Annotated in this window: 15 protein-coding genes; 2 read left to right on the top strand and 13 right to left on the bottom strand. The window is 56.2% G+C overall.

Annotation, left to right across the window (positions count from 1 at the left end):
• Positions 1-11: 11 nt before the first annotated feature.
• From LG203_RS09345 to LG203_RS09285, 13 genes are all read right to left on the bottom strand, one after another.
• The gene (locus tag LG203_RS09345; protein WP_230345526.1) at positions 12-518 is read right to left on the bottom strand and encodes a type II secretion system protein; all 507 of its coding nucleotides are present in this window, start codon (positions 516-518) and stop codon (positions 12-14) included.
• Positions 505-879: a type II secretion system protein gene (locus tag LG203_RS09340; protein ID WP_230345525.1), complete on the bottom strand. Its 375-nt coding sequence runs from the start codon at positions 877-879 to the stop codon at positions 505-507. The genes LG203_RS09345 and LG203_RS09340 overlap by 14 nt, the downstream gene beginning before the upstream one ends.
• Positions 879-1,352 carry a type II secretion system protein gene (locus tag LG203_RS09335; protein ID WP_230345524.1) on the bottom strand — a complete coding sequence of 158 codons (474 nt, stop codon included), beginning with the start codon at positions 1,350-1,352 and terminating at the stop codon, positions 879-881. Before LG203_RS09335 ends, LG203_RS09340 begins: the two co-directional genes overlap by 1 nt.
• A gap of 10 nt (positions 1,353-1,362) precedes the next feature.
• Entirely contained in the window at positions 1,363-3,282 is a 1,920-nt protein-coding gene (locus LG203_RS09330) for a secretin and TonB N-terminal domain-containing protein (RefSeq protein ID WP_407665392.1), read from the bottom strand.
• A 29-nt stretch (positions 3,283-3,311) separates the two neighbouring features.
• Positions 3,312-3,854 (bottom strand): hypothetical protein, encoded by a 543-nt coding sequence (locus tag LG203_RS09325; protein WP_230345522.1) that lies wholly within the window; start codon positions 3,852-3,854, stop codon positions 3,312-3,314.
• Positions 3,851-4,414: a type 4a pilus biogenesis protein PilO gene (gene pilO, locus LG203_RS09320; protein ID WP_230345521.1), complete on the bottom strand. Its 564-nt coding sequence runs from the start codon at positions 4,412-4,414 to the stop codon at positions 3,851-3,853. The genes LG203_RS09325 and pilO overlap by 4 nt, the downstream gene beginning before the upstream one ends.
• Entirely contained in the window at positions 4,402-4,923 is a 522-nt protein-coding gene (locus LG203_RS09315; protein ID WP_230345520.1) for a hypothetical protein, read from the bottom strand. The genes pilO and LG203_RS09315 overlap by 13 nt, the downstream gene beginning before the upstream one ends.
• Positions 4,923-5,834, bottom strand: coding sequence for a hypothetical protein (locus LG203_RS09310; protein WP_230345519.1), 912 nt, complete (start codon positions 5,832-5,834; stop codon positions 4,923-4,925). The genes LG203_RS09315 and LG203_RS09310 overlap by 1 nt, the downstream gene beginning before the upstream one ends.
• Positions 5,815-7,581 (bottom strand): GspE/PulE family protein, encoded by a 1,767-nt coding sequence (locus LG203_RS09305; RefSeq protein WP_230345518.1) that lies wholly within the window; start codon positions 7,579-7,581, stop codon positions 5,815-5,817. The genes LG203_RS09310 and LG203_RS09305 overlap by 20 nt, the downstream gene beginning before the upstream one ends.
• A complete protein-coding gene (locus LG203_RS09300; RefSeq protein WP_230345517.1) occupies positions 7,578-8,765 on the bottom strand; it encodes a type II secretion system F family protein in 1,188 nt (395 codons plus the stop codon). Before LG203_RS09300 ends, LG203_RS09305 begins: the two co-directional genes overlap by 4 nt.
• 37 nt (positions 8,766-8,802) lie before the next feature.
• Complete coding sequence (gspG, locus tag LG203_RS09295) at positions 8,803-9,237, bottom strand: type II secretion system major pseudopilin GspG (RefSeq protein WP_015829654.1); 435 nt, start codon at positions 9,235-9,237, stop codon at positions 8,803-8,805.
• Between the two features lie 16 nt (positions 9,238-9,253).
• Entirely contained in the window at positions 9,254-9,970 is a 717-nt protein-coding gene (locus tag LG203_RS09290; protein WP_230345516.1) for a hypothetical protein, read from the bottom strand.
• A gap of 255 nt (positions 9,971-10,225) precedes the next feature.
• Positions 10,226-11,152, bottom strand: coding sequence for a hypothetical protein (locus LG203_RS09285; protein WP_230345515.1), 927 nt, complete (start codon positions 11,150-11,152; stop codon positions 10,226-10,228).
• An 857-nt stretch (positions 11,153-12,009) separates the two neighbouring features.
• Between LG203_RS09285 and LG203_RS09280 the strand changes: the two genes are divergently transcribed.
• A complete protein-coding gene (locus LG203_RS09280; RefSeq protein ID WP_230345514.1) occupies positions 12,010-13,884 on the top strand; it encodes a calcium-binding protein in 1,875 nt (624 codons plus the stop codon).
• A gap of 106 nt (positions 13,885-13,990) precedes the next feature.
• Positions 13,991-15,760 carry a calcium-binding protein gene (locus LG203_RS09275; RefSeq protein ID WP_230345513.1) on the top strand — a complete coding sequence of 590 codons (1,770 nt, stop codon included), beginning with the start codon at positions 13,991-13,993 and terminating at the stop codon, positions 15,758-15,760.
• Positions 15,761-15,772 lie beyond the last annotated feature (12 nt).

The following is a 15,772-nucleotide window of genomic DNA, read 5'->3' as shown; positions in this document are numbered from 1 at the left end:
TCGATTGATTTTTATGGCAAGACGCTTGCATCCTGCTTCAGTAATTCGTTCGCGGGGGTATAGGCAAATACCCAGTCCGCATAAAACTTCTTGTTTTCAAAGGATTTGTAAATGGGTGGGAAATTTTTCTGCTTGAAAGGCTGTTTTGCCGACAGGCTCATCACGCCCATGATGCCGCCGCCCTGGCCTTCCATCGTCCCCCAGTTGGCCATGCCGGTCATCGGGTCCACCGGAATTTTTCGCAGGTAACGCTTGGGCGCTGGATAGCGCTTATCCCTGACCAAATCTTCCAGTGTGGGCGGGTACTGTTTAACCTGACCGGGAGACTGGTTGTAGTACTCACCGATGGCTGCGCGGATTTTGTCGCCCACCTTAAGCAGCTCCTGCTCTCGTTCGCGTTGCCTGAGATTGCTCCAGGTATTCGCCGCTTCTGCCAGCGCCAGCCCGGCCAGCATGATGACAAGCAGCAGGCCGATAAAGGTATATCCACCTTGGTGAATGCGATTACCAGTCCGCATAGTTCGTCCCATCCTCCGCGACATCGGGGGAGCCGCTGTGGATATCGTAAATAAGGCCTTTGGCTTCGGGATCTGTGGGGGGGACCATGGTCCAGGTCTGATTGCTCCCCGTGATGGGATCCTCCGGAATCGCGCGCAGATATTTTTTTTGCACCATATCCTCCAGCGCATCCGGATAAGTGCCTGTGTCAGCGTAATATTTGTCGATGGCGTCTCGCATGGTGGCAAGGTCGTGCTTCAGCGAGCTTTCCTTGGCGCGATATATCGTGTCGAAATAACGCGGGGCAACCAGGCTGAGCAAGGTGGCAATGATCGCCAGCACCACCAGCACTTCAATCAGCGTGAATCCTTTACTACGCATCACCATTCCCGGTATGGCCGCTGGTCCAGGCCTTTTTCGCCAGACAGCGAGTAAACGTCATATATATCCTCCCCCGCCTGCGGATCATCGGGAGGGCTTGCATAGCTGCGCTTTCCCCAGCTGGCTTCGGCGCTCTGCCCTTGAGTCGGGGCGAATGGATCCCGTGGGATTTTGCGAAGGAAATAGATTTTTTTCTTGTTGGGATCTTTCTTGTTTTCCACGCCCTGCACCAATATCTGGAGGTTGGGGGGATAACCGGATTGTTCCGAGGTTTTTTTGATCATGCCCTCGTCGCTGGCCTTCTTGTAGGCATCCAGTGCATCGCGAATTTGCCATAGTGCGCGCCGGAGCTCTTCTTCCTTGTTGCGCTTGACCGTGAGTTGAACCATGGGCGCTGCCGACGTCAGAATGAGCGCCAGCAGCGCCAGTGTGACGACCAGTTCAATCAGCGTGAATCCGCGGCTCGTATTCATGATGAGTGGACTATTGCGAAGGTGTGTTATTGGGACTGGAAATCTGGTCTATCGGCTTCAGCACACCTGCGTCTGACTCGGGCCTGGCCTCATTGCGAGACGTATCCTGTTGCAGGGGTATCGCTGGTGCCTGTGCAACGGCAGGGCTGTCATTGACCTGACGCCCGGTCCGGTTGCTGCCCATATTACGGTCGACCCCGGCGGGGAAGGCCGTGTATAGCGCTTCTGCTGGTGTGATGTTGCTGACAATCCGCGGCGTGATGAGTAGCGCGATTTCTTTTTTATTGCGGTCCGTGCTGCGGTCGGTAAACAGCTTGCCTATCAAGGGTAGCTTGGCCAGACCGGGTACCCGGTTCGATGTTTTTTGCTCATCATCGCGCAGCAGGCCCGCCAATACCTGGGTTTCGCCGTTTTTGAGGCGAAGGATGGTATTGGCGTTGCGCGTGCCTATGGTATAGGTCACGGTGCCTGAACTGGAGGTGATCTTGTCGGTCTGGTTGCTGACCTCAAGCCCCACCTTGATCGAAACATCATCATTCAGCAGGATGGTCGGCTCCACATCGAGCTTGATGCCGACTTCAATATAGCTGACAGACTGCGACACAAAGCCGGTAGAGTTGGCGATGCTGGTCAAGACCGGAATGCGGTCACCCACATGAATCTTGGCTTTTTCGCGGTTTTTGACGCGAATGCGCGGATTGGCCAGCAGATTGGTATCGGTATCCTGCTGCAGGAGATTCAGCGCCAGTACCGGGTCGCTGATGCTGAAAACCCCGAGGTCCGAATTGAAGTTTTTCAGCTCGCGCACGGTCAGCTCGCCCGGCGTCAACGTGGTGGTGCCATTTACCGTATCGCGGCCCTGCACGCCCACACTGACCGCGCTTGGGTAACGTATGCCGATGGCTTCCAGGCTGCGGCGGTTGATTTCCAGCACTTCCACTTCCAGCACCACTTCCGGTTCCGCCATGTCCTGCGAAGTAATCAGTTTTTCTGCCGTGCGGATGGCTTCCGGCGTATCGCGCATGACCAGCGTATTCAGCTTTTCATCGATATATACATCCTTGGTCTTCACCACGGTCTTGATCATGTTCATCGCTTTCTTGGCTTCGGTGTTGCCAAGGTAAAAGCTGCGCACATACATTTCCTGGTATTCCTGGCTGCGGCTGAGCGGATAAATCATCAGGGTGTTTTCGTTCAGCACTTTCTTGGCCAGCTGGTTGCTGGTGAGGATGACTTCAATGGCATCTTCAATCGGCGTGTTGCGCAGGAAAAGGCTGGTGCGCTGCTCCCCACTCATCTGCTGGTCGTAGGTGAAATTGATGCCAGCCGCCTTGGAGATAAACTCGAACACCGACTTGATAGGAACGTCCTTGAATTCCAGGGTGATCGGTTTTTTGAAGGCGGACTTGATCTGTGGCTGGTTGGATATCTTGTCGATGCGTTTTTGTTCGATTTGATCAAACAATGCCCGCGCAGCAGGGTTGCCAGCCTCTTCAGCCAAAATGGCACGCGCCATATTCTGGGCGCCATCGGTGTCACCGGCTGCGAGCATGCTCTGCGCCCGCGCCATCATGGCTTGATGACGGGTGGCATTGGTCAACTGACGCAAGCCATCCTGCGCGCGCTGGTTTTGCTGATCCAGTCCCAATGCACGTTGATAGGCAATCTCGGCCTCACTGAGGCGCCCTTGCTGGCGCAGCTGGTCAGCCTCCTTCAGCAGCATGGCGAGCTGCAGGTCCTGCTGGCGTTTCAGATAGCCAAGGTATTCAGGATTATCCGGGAAGGTGCGCACCAGCTCGCGCAGGCGCGCAATGCCACCTTCAATATCACCGGCATTGACCAATGCACGTGCTTCCTGAAATTCGGCATTGCCTTGCTGCAGTTTCTTTTCCTGGGCAGAGCAGGCAGCCAGCGCCAGTATCAATACCATGGCAGCGATTCGGATAGGGCGGTGCTTACTCAATTAATATCTCCAATCATCAGGGGGACTTCGGCATTCATAGGGCGATAGCGCATGATCATCTGTGGTGGGGCAATGCGTGCCACCTGCCATTTGCCGATGACATCGCCTTCGCGCACGGTGTAGTTGAGGTTGCCTTTGCTGAGAAAAACAATCAGCTTGCCGTCGTCTTGCAGCTTGCCCGCATAGGTAAAAGGCAAGTCGGGAACCTCTGGTGCCTTGGGCGCTTCTTGTTGCGAGGCTTGTGCTGCCAGCTGCGCTTCGGGAGTATCAATGTTGAACAGGTTGCTCACGGCCTCGTCGGTGGCGGGGCGTTGCAGGTGGTCCATGTCAAAATCATCGGCTTGCGTGGTCGCAGTTGAACCCGATGCAAACAGTTTGGCCGTCTGCGCAGGCTGGCCTGCCTTGGCTACGCTGGCGCGGGGCGCGGCCACGTCCACTGCGCCTTCGTTCTCGCTCATTGATGTCCACAGGGTGACGCTCAGCGTTAGCACCAGCGCGATCCACAGGCTATAGGGCGGCAGGCCTTTGCGCGTACTCATGGTTGCTCTCTATGCAAAAAGACGGTGAAACGCAGTCGTGCTTCGACCTGCTCGGTATTGATGTCTTGCCGTTTCAGGCTGATGTCATTCAGGGCTGCTGCCGGAATCCGGTTAAGCACCTGATTGGCGAAGCGGCGGATTTCGACATAGCTGCCACGCACCGGCAGGGTGATCTGGTAGCGTGAAAACGCCGCCGATGGGCTGCGTACCAGCGCATAGTCGGCTTTATCCGGCGTCAGGCCGTGCTCGCCCGCCAGCGACAGAATCACGGTGAGCAGGCTGGTGGCTTCACTTTCTGCGGGCAGAAAGCGGTAAAACGTATTCAGCGAAGCCTGTGGCGAGCGATCAACAAATTTCCCCTGGTGCTGCGGCATGGCCTGGCGCAGCTTGGCCAGTTCCTGCTCGCGCTGCTCCAGGCGCGCTTCGCCGGGCAGCCACCAGGCCAGGGCAGCCACCAGGCTGGCCAGCAGCAAGGCTCCCCCCAGCAGGCCTTGCCAGCCCAGCCAGTGAGCGCGGTAGCGTAGCCATGCGGCCATGGCCTGCTGGTTTATTGCACCCATGCGGCCTCCACCACAAAGCGGATCGGCATGGCGCCACCTTCGGTGTGTTCATGCGTCAGCAAAAACACATCTTTCAGCACCGGCTGCCGCGCGAGCTTCTGTACATATTCGAGCATGAGTCCGATATCGCTGCTTTCTGCTGTGATTCGTACCTTGTGCTGTTTGGGGTTGGGCTCTAGCGCCAGCAGTTTGATGTCGGGCGTGCTGAGGCTCTCCAGCGTCTTGAACAGCGGTTGCCAAGGCAGCGCCAGCTCGGCCATGACGCCTTTAACCGCCAGGATTTCGTCGCGCTTGCCCACATTCTCCTTGGCATCCAGCCGCAAGCCGCTGGATCGGCGTGGTTGTTGCAATTGCTGCATGTCGGTGTCGAGCTTTTGGGTTTTGTCGTTGATATCCTGCAGGGCCATGAAGGCAACAAGCGCGGCCGTTGCGCCCAGCAATAGCAGCACGCGGCTGATAGGCGCCTGATGATGGATGGGCTGGCCGTGATCAAGGCGGAGTGTCTGCATCAGCGTACCCCTGCCATGGCAAGCTTGCGCGAGTACGGCACCATGCGTGACAGTTGCCGTATCTGGCGGCCCGGCCAGTGCAGCGCAGGGCTGGCAGGCTCGGCAGCATACGCTACCACTGGCCAATCAGTGCAATCCAGGCCGGCCAGAATGGCATCGCGCTGTATCAGTTCCCGCAGCAGGTCTTTGGGCTCGTGATGCAGCGTATGCGACTGCACGCTGCGCCACTGGCCGTTTTCAATCAGCAGCAGGGTCAGCCGCCCATGCTCTGGCAGTGCCAGGCAAAGATTGCCGCGCGTTTCTTTTGCGCCGAGTTGCTGCCGGGTTTCATTCACGGCCTGCATCAAGAGCGGGTGAATATGCTGCAAGCGCATGCCCGCCTGGCCAAAGCTCAATTGCAAGGCCTGTACCAGCGCAGGCTCAACGGCGCTGGCCAGGGTGGCATGACCATAGATTGCCTGTGCCGCCCGGATATCCCACTGGCGGGCTGCTTCGCCGTAGGCCTGGACAAAACAGTGCCGGATGAAGGCCTCTTGTTCGACCGGGGAGCCAAGCGCGTCATTCCAGGGGATCAGCGCATAACGCACAAAGTGATTCGACAGTACGACGTGCGCTTGGCAGCCTTGCCATGCGGCTTCACGCAATGCGGCATCGAGTTGCTGCAGGGCCGCTTGCCAGCGTGGCGCTACCGTTGCGGCATCTTGCGACACGGCGACAAGGGCCGGGGCAACGCGCAGGGTTTTTTCGTGCACGATGGTCTGTTTGCGCCAGCCGCTCAGGCGGGTCAGCACTAGCTGGTGCGGCTGTACCAGCACGCGCAATTCGTCGCGCCAGATATCGCCCATGAGTGGCAGGCGCGAGGCAAGGCCAGAGAGTATGCCTGTGGAGATACTAGACCAGCGAGGTGACACGGTTGATCTCCAGTAAGGTGGTTTCGCCACGCCGCACCATATCCAGCGCGGCTTCACGCATGGTGCGGGTGCCGTTGGCGCGGGCGGCTTCCTTGACCTTGCGCACGGGTTCACGGGTAACGATCAGTTCGCGGATCAAATCATTGAATACCAGCAATTCGGCCACCGCCTTGCGGCCCTTGTAGCCGGTGCCGTGGCAATGGCCACAGCCCTGCCCGGTGCGGAAGTGAAAGCTGGGCAGCATGTCGGCGGTCACGCCGGATTTGGCCAGCAGCTCGTCGTCCGGCATGTCATCCACCGCGCAGTGCGGGCAGATGATGCGCACCAGCCGCTGCGCCATGATGCCGTTGATGGCAGACACAAAGCTGTAGGGGTCGACGTTCATGTTGGTAAAGCGGCCAATCACGTCAAACACATTGTTGGCGTGTACCGTGGTCAGCACCAGGTGGCCGGTGAGGGCAGACTGCACGGCAATCTGCGCGGTTTCGGAGTCGCGGATTTCGCCCACCATGATCTTGTCCGGGTCATGCCGCAAAATGCTGCGCAGGCCGCGGGCAAAGGTCAGGCCTTTTTTCTCGTTGACGGGAATCTGCAGCACGCCCGGCAGCTGGTATTCCACCGGGTCTTCAATGGTGACGATCTTGTCCTGGCCGTTATTGATTTCGGAGATGATGCCGTACAGCGTGGTGGTTTTGCCCGAGCCAGTCGGGCCGGTGACCAGCAGCATGCCGTAGGGCTCCTCGGCCAGCAGGCGGAAGCGCGCCATGATGGATTCTTCAAAGCCCAGCACTTCCATGCTGAGGCCCTTGGCCTGATCGGTGACGGCCTTGCGGTCCAGAATCCGCAACACGGCATCTTCGCCAAACACGCTGGGCATGATGGAGACGCGCAAATCCACTTCGCGCCCCATGGCCATGACCTTGAAGCGGCCATCCTGTGGTACGCGGCGCTCGGCAATATCCAGCTCGGACATGACCTTGATGCGTGAAATCGCCTGCTCGGCCTGCGTCATCCCCTGCACGCTGCCCACCATGTTCAGCACCCCGTCAATGCGGTATTTGATGGTGAGGCCGTGCGGGTCGGTTTCCATGTGAATATCGCTGGCACCGGCCTTGAGCGCGTCATACAGCGTTGAGCGCACCAGCTTCACCACCGGGCTGGTGTCTTCCGAAATGGAGCGCAGCGAAATATCTTCAATACCGCTATTGCCGCTTTCGGCATCGCCATGCTCGGGCAGTATGCCATCCATGGCACGCATGCTTTCTTCAAAGCGGGCGAGATAGGCGGCAAAATCCTTGCGGTGCGCCAGTGCCCAGCGGGCGGGCTCGGCCAGGCGCAGCTCCATGCGGCCATGCAGGTAAGGGTCGAGCGGGTTGGCGCAGACCATATGCAGCTGGCCGTCATCATCGCGCAGGGCCATGCATTCCTGCTTGCTGGCTTCGGCATACGGCAGCAGGGCAAAATCCGGCGTCAGTGCATGCAGCTCGGCCATGGGCAACACGGGGTAATGCAGCAAGGCACCCAGTGCCTGGGCAAAGCTATCGGCATCCAGCGCCGAGAGTTCTTCCAGCACATCCAGCACATGGCGCTGGCTTTGGCTGGCAAGCTGGCGTGCCTGCTCTACCTGTGCCAGCGTGAGTTGGGCTTGCGGGAGTAGCGCAGCCGGGCTCATGGTGTCGTTGACGGTGCTTTCCGCGGCAAGCTGATCGAGCGCGGGCGACAACATGGCGTCCAGAGGTTGGTTCATTGAATATTCCCCGCCAGTTCAAAAATCGGCATATACATCAGCACCACCACCACGCCGATCACCAGGCCTATCACCACCATCAAGAGTGGTTCCAGCAGGCGGGTGAACCAGTCGACGGCGCGGGCGATTTCTTCATCGTAAAACACGCCTATGCGCTCCATCATTTCGCCCATGCGGCCGGTGCGTTCGCCCACGCGCAACATGCGGATGGCGATGGACGTCGTCATGCCGTGTTCTTCCATGGCGCTGGACAGCGGCTTGCCTTCGCGGATGTCGCGCTCGACCAGAGCCAGGCTGTTGCGCAGCGCTGGTTGCAACAGCGAAGACACCATCTGCATGGCGGTGACCAGCGGAATGCCGCCGCGCAGCAGCATGCCCAGCGTGCGGTAAAAACGTGCCAGCTGATAAATGCGCATGGTTTCACCCAGCGCGGGGATCTTCCACACCTGATTCATGATGGCCGCCCGCACGGCCTGGCGGCTCAGCACATAGCCCAGCGCGCTCACCACGGCAATAAATCCCAGAAACACCTGTTGGCCGTGCTCTTGCAGCAAACGGCCCCAGGCCAGCAATACTTGTGACATCCACGGCAGGTCATTGCCTGCGCTCTCGTAAATCGTGCTGAACTTGGGCACCACATAGCCCAGCAAAAACAGCATTACCAGCCCGCCGACAATAATCAGCAGCACCGGGTAAATGGAGGCGGTGACGATCTTCTTGCGCACGGCATCCAGCTGACCCTGATACGTCACATGGCGGCCCAGTGCCTGCACCATGTCGCCCGTGCGTTCGCTACTGCGGATCAGCGCCACATACAGCGCGGGGAATACCTGCGGAAAGCGCTCCAGCGCGCTCGATAGCGGCAGGCCTTCATACAGCGCCGCCATTACCTGGGTGAGGATGGTTTTGGATTCGGCATTGGCTTCTTTTTCCGCCAGCGCCTCTATCGCCTCCACCAGGCTCAGGCCCGAATCCAGCAGCGACAACAGTTCCTGGCTGAACAGCATCAAATTGAATTTCTGCTTGCCAAGCCCACGCGCCACGGCCAGCTTGCCCTGCGCTTTGGTCGCCAGCACGCTATAGCCCTGTGCCTCGGCCTGCAACTGGGCCTGCAAGGCATCGCCAGCTTCCAGCACCAGCGATTGAATCTGCTGCCCGCGGGCTACTTTCAGTTCAAATTTCATACAGCGCCTGCACCATTAATCGAGCGACAAGGCATGTTTACCAGTTCACCACATCGGCAAACTCGTCATTGCCACCCGCCTGGCCATCCTTGCCAAACGACCACAAGTCATACTCGCCATGCTCGCCGGGATATTTGTATTGATAAGGTTTGCCCCAGGGATCATTCGGTACCGTTTTTTGCAGATAAGGCCCTTGCCATTTCTGCTCATCCGACGGCGGGCTGTTAAGCGCCATCAGGCCTTGTTCGGTGGTCGGGTAATGCCCGGTATCCAGCCGATACTGATCCAGCGCCTTGCCCAGGGCGTCTATCTGCGCCTTGGCGGTTTTTACTTCTGACTTGCCAATCTGGGCGAAGTATTTTGGTCCGACATAGCCTGCCAGCAGGCCGATAATGACCATGACGACCAGGAGTTCTAACAGGGTGAAGCCGCGTTGCATGCCTGAGCAGCGAAGTTGGAAGGTGCTGTGCATGGGATACTCCTTGAATCTAGTAAAGCTCAATAGTTGCACCCGTTGGGGCAAAACCGGGTAATCGGATTTCCATCGGTGTCTGGCCATTCTGACCTGTGGTTTTCAGGCGGATGGCATCGGGATACTCCACCGGGTTATCCGCATTGCAGGTGGTTTTGATATACATGACCGAACTGTCAAAAAAGCTGGTGCCGTCAGGGTCGTGGGCATTCAGGTCTGTGGTAAAGGTGACCCAGTTGCTGCTGACTGCGGCTTTCTGATTGGTGCTGATCGGTGTTTTTGGCGCAGGCGCATTCGCTATGCCAGGCAGGTCAGCATCACCATCGTGATGCGGTACCGCGGTATGCGTGCGACCAATGCGGAATACGTTTTCCGTGCTGCGTATGCCCTTGGGATGGTAGGAAAAGAAATACGCGGCGGATACCGGACGCCCTGCGAATCCACCTCGCGTAATATCGTTGATTTCCCAGTTTTCACCATTTTTCAGCTTGATATTGTTGAGACGTATGAGCGTCGTATATATGCATTCCGTGCCCGCATCATTGCGGAACAGATAGTCAAAAAGCTGAGCCGCCTGCTGTTTGGGGTCGCCATATTGCTCTGGCAAGAACACTTCGCGTACAGCCAGTTCCTTGAATTGAAAACCCGGGATTGGCGATTCATCGGCCTTGCGCCGCCGGGCAATGACATGGCAGCTTTCGCTGGTGGTGTTCGGGATTTCTGAGGTTTCCAAACCGAATTTCCCACTAGTGCTGCATAGCATGTATGCCGAGTTTTCACCTCCATGTTCTGGAAGCTCGATAAAATCAGCCGATGCTTGTATCGGCAGAATGAGTAGGCATGGAATAATCAAACGCAGATAAAAATTCATATTGCACTCGCAATGTTCTTCAGTCTGAGAGTAGGTCTTTTCAGCCTCACTCTCTCCGTTAAAAGCATGACACCCGAAGGTGGCCATACCAACCTGACCACCTTCGGGCACTGCTTTTTAGTTAGGCACGTAACCACTCATCAGAACTTCGATCAGTGGAGCCTCTTCCTGCCCGGTTTGACGGAAGCTGTAAGCATTGGCCGTCGTGGTGCTTGGAACAGAAGTACACGCTGTCTTGACATAGGTCAGCGAGGAGTCCGGCAGCGATGTGCCGTCGTCATCCAGCCAATTATTGTCGGTGGTGAAGTTGACCCAGTCACCATCGATCTTGGCGCTTTGCTGATCCATGGTTGGCACACCCAGTGGCGAGGTGTAGGTGCTCAGGCCATTGATGGCTGCGGTAGATGCGGAGGCGTAGCTCAGCGGCTGAGCGTAGTATCCGGATGCTGGATCATCGTCATCAACCAGGTCGGCCCGGTGCTGTACCGCTGTGTAGGTACGGCCAATACGGAACACCACTTCATCGCTGACGCTGGTGTAGTAATAGCCGGCAGTTACATCAGTGCGACCGCTGAAACCCTTGCGAGCGAAATCATTGATTTCAAAATACTGGGTGCCCGAAGCGGTGGTGTTGTAATCGGCATTGGCCATTCTCCAGCGCGTGCCAAAAATGCACATGCCATCACCGCTGTTACGCCAAATGTAGTCGAGTACACTGGCAATGGTTACCCCGTTATATACAAGATTGCGAGTAGCCAGTCGACCAAGGGTATAGCCACTTTCGGGAGCCACTAACGAACTGCTGGGGAAAACCGCGCAGTCATTGTTGGCACCAGTAGTAGGTTCTGTTGACTCATCGGAGCCGAAGTTACCTGTTGTATTGCATAGGGTATAGGCCGAAGTGCCGCCAGTAGGTTGGCCAGGGCCTGCAGATACCGAGAAGCCGCTGGTTGGTACGCTTACCAGGTTAGTGGCCATGGCGGGGGCGGTCATAATACCGAGGGCTGCCAATACGGCTGTTTTGATAGCTAATTGTTTCATCATGGTTTCCTTAGCGTTACAATTGGCAGGCATTTGTGGCTGCCTGCATCACCAATCTGACACTCATAGTCGGTAGAGCCTTCCAAGTCACTACGCCTTATAAGGGTCAAATTCCTGCTGGGGTAGTTCACAAATGCACTTCCCCCTTAAAATTCTTCGCATGTTTCATTGCCATGCCAATTCTCAAACGCCCGCACGCATGCGCATGTGCTTTCGCACATACGCGAATGCTGTCAGGCCTCGGTCTATTCCATGGCTGGCTGAATGGCTGGCGCGCACTCCGTAGATGATGGAGTGCGGAGTTGATCATGATGGCGGTGGCGCTTCTCATGCGATTTCCTCCCTGTTGCTGTTTGCGGATTGTTAGTCTTTAACATCCGCAACAATTCGTATTGTTTTTCTTTGGGTTTATCCGGTCAGTTGCAGGCTGGGCAGTTTTCAGAATCAAGCATGAATACTGGCTGGTGCCAGACACGAATTTATTACCTACATTGCAAACTGCGTGCCAATTGAACGCATATATCCCACAACCCTTGCTACCGCTCGGGCCAGTCTATTTTTTCTGAAAACACATGGTTGTGGTTGGTGGTTTTTTACAGCCAAAGTGGTGGTTATAAACAACCGTTTGTAACCAATTGTAAACAATCTCCCTCTTGCTTTTCTCGCCCCCGCTTTCTTGCAGGCCTTATACAGAGCGGTATTTGGTGATATCTGGTTTTTTGAAATCTCTTTGGCACCAATGTTGCAATACAGGGACGTATGTGAATAACAGCACATATGGATGGGGCTGGTTGGCGAGGTGTGATATCGCATAACAATGCCAACACCCTGAGGATGATATTGGGAAAAGGAAATTGAAAATGGCAGAAGACGTAGCAGGTATTGATCTAGTCACCGAGGCACTTACAGAGTACAGCGAAGCACACCAAGATGCCGCATTTTCTGAAATAGTGATGGCGCTCGGTGATTACACTTTTGTAGACCCTGTAAGCAAGGACTCCACAGACCCCACATTGATCACCTACGACAATGGCAGCAAGCAGATTGCGTATGCCAACAAAAAATCGGTCGTGCTGGCCGAAGACTCTGCTTTTGTGGATGTCCTGCTGGCAAACAGCATCAAGAGTGCCAATGTCACCGGGAATGATGAAGCCAATATATTGATCGGCAATTTTTATAACAATGTCCTTAAAGGTGGGGCTGGCAACGACACCATTTTTGGCAGTCTGGGAAATGACAATATTCAGGGTGGAGAAGGAGATGACTCCCTGACCAGCTGGAGTGGCAAGACCACGATCGACGGCGGTGATGGCAATGATTACATTGCCGTGCTGGGCGATGTGGAAGACGCTAACCGCCTGCTTGGTGGGGCTGGCAACGATACCATTCTCGGTCGATATGGTAATGATACGGTCTACGGTAACGATGGTAATGACGTCATCGAAACCTTGGGAGAGGCTGACGCTGGAAAATTCGCCAAGGTGACGATTTATGGCGGAGCCGGAAATGACTCCATCACAGCCAGTGCCGCTCACAACATCATTTACGCCGATGATGCAAAAGATACTGTAGGCGGCGCTGATACCGTATCTGCGGGCGATGGCAATAACACGGTTTACGGCTATCGCGGCAATGATGCCATTACAGCAGGTGATGGCAATAACAAGTTGTACGGTGGCTACGGTGACGACACCATTGTGGCGGGTGACGGCAATAACGCGATTTATGCCGACGAAGCGAAGGATACAGTGGGTGGGGCTGATAGCGTGACCGCCGACGATGGTAACAATACCATCTACACCTATCGTGGCAACGATGCCATTGCCGCTGGCGATGGCAACAACAAGGTTTACGGTGGCTATGGCGACGACACGATAGAGGTAGGTGACGGCAATAACACGATCGTGACGGACGAGACGGCGGACAAGGTTGGCGGAGCGGACCAGGTAACCACAGGTGATGGCAACAACAAGATCACGCTGGGCGCCGGGAACGACAGTGCCGAGACGGGAAGCGGCAAGGACACGATAGACGGAGGCACGGGCGACGACAGCATATCGTCAGGCGGAGGCAATGATTCGGTGCTGGGAGGCAGTGGGTCCGACACGCTGGACGGAGGAGCTGGTGACGACAAGCTGTTTGGCGGAGACGACAACGACAGCGTGCTGGGAGGGGAAGGCCGCGACACGCTGGATGGTGGCAAGGGCGATGACACGCTGGACGGAGGTGCTGGGAATGACAGCCTTCTGGGCGGCGATGGCAATGACCAGCTTACGGGCGGTGCAGGGAGCGACACCCTGGTGGGAGGCAAGGGCGACGACATCTTCCTGATCGGGGATGACGGTGCCGGATTCGACATCATCAGTGATTTCAGCAAGACGACGACCGGCAAGGGAGTGAATGCGGTAGTGACGAGTGATGTGCTGGAGATTACAGGCCACCTTGGGGAGGACGATGCAGACACGGCGGGGATAGACGAATCGACGACGTTTGACCGAAGTGATTTCGAGATCAGCTACTCGACGGAACTGAAGGGAGCGTTGATCAGCTTCACGGATGGAGGTGGCAGTGTACTGCTGAAAGGAGTTGCCTTGAGTGATCTGGTGTTTGATGTGGATGCAGGTCAATTCTCGATTGCATCGGTGAAGGGTGCTGGAGGTGTATATACGGGCGGCAGTTTCACGGACAGCATCTACAGTGGCGGTACCAAGACTGACTGGGTAGAGAACGGTTAAGTCGTAATGAAGAGGGCTCACAGGCGCAAGCTTGTGAGCCTTTTGTTGTTTCTGGGAACGCAAGCTTCCCTCGAATGCAAGAACATGTAACAAAGGAATCGAAACCATGGCAGACACCATCAGCGGAGCGCTATTTCAGACGATAGTGCCATCCAGCAACATGACTCTTTCAGATTACAATTCGGCGACATCGCTGGAGATTGAACGTGTCAGTGATGTTCTTCGCATTTATACCCTGAGCTCAAGCAAAAAGCTGGCGCTTAGCTGGAAATCGCTGGTGATTGCGAGCGATTCAGCATATCTGGATGCAGCTCTCTATTCCGATGCAGGCAAGGCCTCGCTGACAGGCAATGAGTTCGCCAACATCCTGGTTGGCAATGAGTATGCAAACCTGATAAATGGCGGTGCTGGCAATGACACGATTGATGCTCGAGACGGCAACGATACGATATACGGTGGCGATGGCGATGACGATATCGATGGCGGTGCTGGCAATAATGTCTTTTATGGTGGGACGGGCAATGATACCTATTATGGCACTGGCAAGAATTGGGTGGATGCCGGCGACGGCGATGACTATGTCAGTACATATTCTGCTGTTGCTAATGATTTCTTGCGGGGCGGTAGCGGCAACGACACTATTTTGTCAGGTCGGGGAAGTGATACCGTTTACGGGGATGCTGGCAATGATGTGATTGTCGTGGCAGGGTCGACAAATCAAGCGGGCGTGCCAATCAACGCTAAAGCCTCTGTTTATGGTGGGGCAGGTAGTGATCTGATCTATGTCGGATATGTCGGAGAAAATGTTTACGTCCCGGGGAAGGTGGCTTCTGCCGTGGTGTATGCAGATGATGCCAAAGACGCCACGACGTATGGCGATGACACGGTCAATCTGGGTTCAAGTACGGATAGTATTCCTGGCGGATACTATACGGTCTACACCTATCGCGGGGATGATGTGGTCAACGGGCTAAGTGGTAATTATAAAATTTATACCGGCTATGATGACGACACGATAGAGGTAGGTGACGGCAATAACACGATCGTGACGGACGAGACGGCGGACAAGGTTGGAGGAGCGGACCAGGTAACCACAGGTGATGGCAACAACAAGATCACGCTGGGCGCCGGGAACGACAGTGCCGAGACGGGAAGCGGCAAGGACACGATAGATGGAGGCACGGGCGACGACAGCATATCGTCAGGCGGAGGCAATGATTCGGTGCTGGGAGGCAGTGGGTCCGACACGCTGGACGGAGGAGCTGGTGACGACAAGCTGTTTGGCGGAGACGACAACGACAGCGTGCTGGGAGGGGAAGGCCGCGACACGCTGGATGGTGGCAAGGGCGATGACACGCTGGACGGAGGTGCTGGGAATGACAGCCTTCTGGGCGGCGATGGCAATGACCAGCTTACGGGCGGTGCAGGGAGCGACACCCTGGTGGGAGGCAAGGGCGACGACATCTTCCTGATCGGGGATGACGGTGCCGGATTCGACATCATCAGTGATTTCAGCAAGACGACGACCGGCAAGGGAGTGAATGCGGTAGTGACGAGTGATGTGCTGGAGATTACAGGCCACCTTGGGGAGGACGATGCAGACACGGCGGGGATAGACGAATCGACGACGTTTGACCGAAGTGATTTCGAGATCAGCTACTCGACGGAACTGAAGGGAGCGTTGATCAGCTTCACGGATGGAGGTGGCAGTGTACTGCTGAAAGGAGTTGCCTTGAGCGATCTGGTATTTGATGCGGACGCGGGTCAATTCTCGATTGCATCGGTGAAGGGTGCTGGAGGTGTATATACGGGCGGCAGCTTCACGGACAGCATCTACAGTGGCGGTACCAAGACTGACTGGGTAGAGAACGGTTAGAGATCATTCTCT

Source organism: Methylovorus mays (assembly GCF_020531915.1).
Taxonomy (GTDB): Bacteria; Pseudomonadota; Gammaproteobacteria; order Burkholderiales; family Methylophilaceae; genus Methylovorus; species Methylovorus mays.
This window is presented reverse-complemented; position numbering and strand designations above follow the sequence as displayed.